Genomic DNA, 2,502 nt, shown 5'->3' on the forward strand with positions numbered 1-2,502 from the left:
GAGTGACAGCTTTGTGCTTGAACTTACCCCACAGGAAAAGTTTTTTTATTTGTATCTTATATCGAATACAAAATCCACTCAATGCGGTATCTATGAAATCTCTCCTAAGTTTATTGCAATAGAGACAGGCTATAGTAAAGATGATGTAGAGCAGCTAATTAAAAGATTTTGCAATTTTGAGAAAATTTTATACTGCGATGATACTAAAGAAATTATGGTGTTAAATTGGATAAAATATAACGCACCTAACAACAATAATGCAATTATAGGAGTTCAAAAAGAGCTGAAAAGGGTTAAAAATAAAGTATTTCTTGAAATTTTATTTAAAAAGTGTAAGGACGCTGAATTAGACGCGGAAAAGATTTTTAGAAAAATCATTATAGATAATGATAAAATTTCAAAGAATTGTTATTTAGAAAAACTGGACAAGCCTTGCGTATACGATAGTTCAGGTAATATTACTGAGGAAATACTTTTGATACCAGAAGACAAAGATGATGTCGTAGAAAAAGAAGGAATTGGAGAGGCTAAGGTATTTTCAATTTATAGAACACTTACTAGCCCCTTAGTAGGGGCTTGCAAGGGGCTACCAAGTAATAGAATAAGAAGTAAAGAGGAAGAAGTAATAAATAAAGAAAAAGAATTAATAAATAAAGAAGAAGAAGTAAATTCTGATGCTACGTCTGTTGGGTTAAAAAACATAATTAAAGTATTTGAAGAAAATGTACATGCTATAACTCCTTTTGAAAATAAAAAAATACTTGAATTTACAAATCAGGTGACTAGTGAAGTTGTTATTATGGCAATAGAGGAGGCTGTAATTTACAATGCTAAAACAATGAAGTATATAACTAAAATAATTAATAACTGGATTAGCAATGGCATAGAAACGGCTGATCAAGTCAAAGCTTATCAAAAAAGTTGGGATAGTAAAAAGGCAAGCTATTTAAACCTAAAAGTGAAAAAGAGTGATTTCTGCGATTACGAACAAAGAACTTATGATTTTGATGTTTTAGAAAAGCAGTTATTGGGTTAGCTTACTGAAAAATCATTATTGAATATACCCTATATTAAAAATTATGGAGGCGTTATATATTATGGAAAAACTAGTTGAGAAGGCTAAAAACAAAGAGGATGGAGCTGCGGAACAGATTATAGAGAAATTCAAATATCTAATACTTAAAGAGGCGTCAAGGTATCACATTCCGGGTTATGAACTTGAAGACCTAATCCAGCATGGATATCTATCCGTTATAAAAGTCATAGCAATGTACAAACTAGGTAGCAACAGCTTTAGCGGCTACTGCATAAATGCAATAAGGATGAACTATAAAGCTCTTCTAAAGGGAGAAATTAAACATTTTCGAGAAGTGCCAAACAATGATATGTTAGATTTTGATTCCGCAGGAAATTACGAATTTACATTAGAGGATGAAGTAATTGCCTATGATGAGGTGAAAAAATTATATCTCGCTCTTGATACTCTTGATCCACTAGAACGTACAGTACTAGAAAGGTATTATCTTTTGGGACATACACTAGGAGAAATTGCTTGTGATAGCGATAGTGATAAAAATTATTATCAATATACAAGAATCAAGAAAAAAGCGCTAGAGAAACTGAAAGATCTTATGTAGATTAAATTTTTTCAGAAAACTTCGCACAAAATTATGGAACGTCATATATATTCAGTGAAAACAAAATGAAAGGAGTGATTAGTATGGCAATTGTATCTTCAAAGGTGGCAAGTGCATTAAGGATGACAATGAAAGTAGGGGTGGGCGAGGATGGCAAGGATCAGTTTGTAACAAAAACACTAAGTAATTTAAAAGTTACTGCAGTGGATGCAGACATATTTGCAATAGGACAAGCTATCTCTAATATCAAAACTTATCCATTATTTTCATTGGACAGACAAGACCAGTTTAGCTTACTTATGGAATAAGACTTATGGAATAGTTTTTCATTAAAAGCTGAAAATTCAGATGCCTTAGTTAAACAATTTAAAGGAGGAATAATGATATGCATAAATTAATTATGAGGTTTTTAACAGTTGTAGAAGGGAAGTATTTTACTTTAACTGTAGATGACATTAAAGCTGATGTAGATGGAGTGCCAACAGTGACAGAAATTGAGGTAAAGGCTCTTATGGATTTAGTTATCTCAAACAACATTTTCTTATCATCCAATGGTGACTTAGTTGGCAAGAAAGATGCTAAGATAGTTTCGACAGCTACAAGTACAGTTGTTTTAGCTTAGGAAAATAGCAGCAGGGTAAATGAGCATCTATAGAATAGACACTTTGAAAAAAGTGTTTAAGCTATAGGTGCTTTTATTTATGATAATAGCTTGTAGTGAATGACTACATTTGAAGTAACTTTACCAGAAGAGTTTATACCTTTTTTAAATAAAATTTCGGGGGATTCTATAGACCAAAAGGTTAGGCTAGCTTTTGCGTTAAACTTATTTACTAGTAGAACAGTAACATTTGAAAAAGCAGCA

4 protein-coding genes are annotated in these 2,502 nt (G+C 31.7%); all 4 read left to right on the top strand.

Annotated elements, in window-relative coordinates:
• On the top strand, window positions 1–1,036 hold a 1,036-nt coding region (locus VIM70_RS00505; RefSeq protein ID WP_331943015.1), incomplete at its 5' end, for a DnaD domain-containing protein.
• A gap of 61 nt (window positions 1,037–1,097) precedes the next feature.
• The gene (locus tag VIM70_RS00510; protein ID WP_331943017.1) at window positions 1,098–1,637 is read left to right on the top strand and encodes a sigma-70 family RNA polymerase sigma factor; all 540 of its coding nucleotides are present in this window, start codon (window positions 1,098–1,100) and stop codon (window positions 1,635–1,637) included.
• Window positions 1,638–1,720: 83 nt separating this feature from the next.
• Window positions 1,721–1,945, top strand: coding sequence for a DUF1659 domain-containing protein (locus VIM70_RS00515; RefSeq protein WP_331943019.1), 225 nt, complete (start codon window positions 1,721–1,723; stop codon window positions 1,943–1,945).
• Between the two features lie 77 nt (window positions 1,946–2,022).
• Window positions 2,023–2,259 (top strand): DUF2922 domain-containing protein, encoded by a 237-nt coding sequence (locus tag VIM70_RS00520; RefSeq protein WP_331943021.1) that lies wholly within the window; start codon window positions 2,023–2,025, stop codon window positions 2,257–2,259.
• Window positions 2,260–2,502: the final 243 nt, after the last annotated feature.

The sequence above is a fragment of the Clostridium sp. genome (genome assembly GCF_036569345.1).
Lineage (GTDB): Bacteria > Bacillota > Clostridia > Clostridiales > Clostridiaceae > Clostridium_AD.

Excerpts from the sequence above, each read along its gene's own strand:
- VIM70_RS00520 (WP_331943021.1), top strand. The coding sequence starts at position 2,023 with ATGCATAAATTAATTATGAGGTTTTTAACAGTTGTAGAAGGGAAGTAT.
- VIM70_RS00515 (WP_331943019.1), top strand. The coding sequence starts at position 1,721 with ATGGCAATTGTATCTTCAAAGGTGGCAAGTGCATTAAGGATGACAATG.
- VIM70_RS00510 (WP_331943017.1), top strand. The coding sequence starts at position 1,098 with ATGGAAAAACTAGTTGAGAAGGCTAAAAACAAAGAGGATGGAGCTGCG.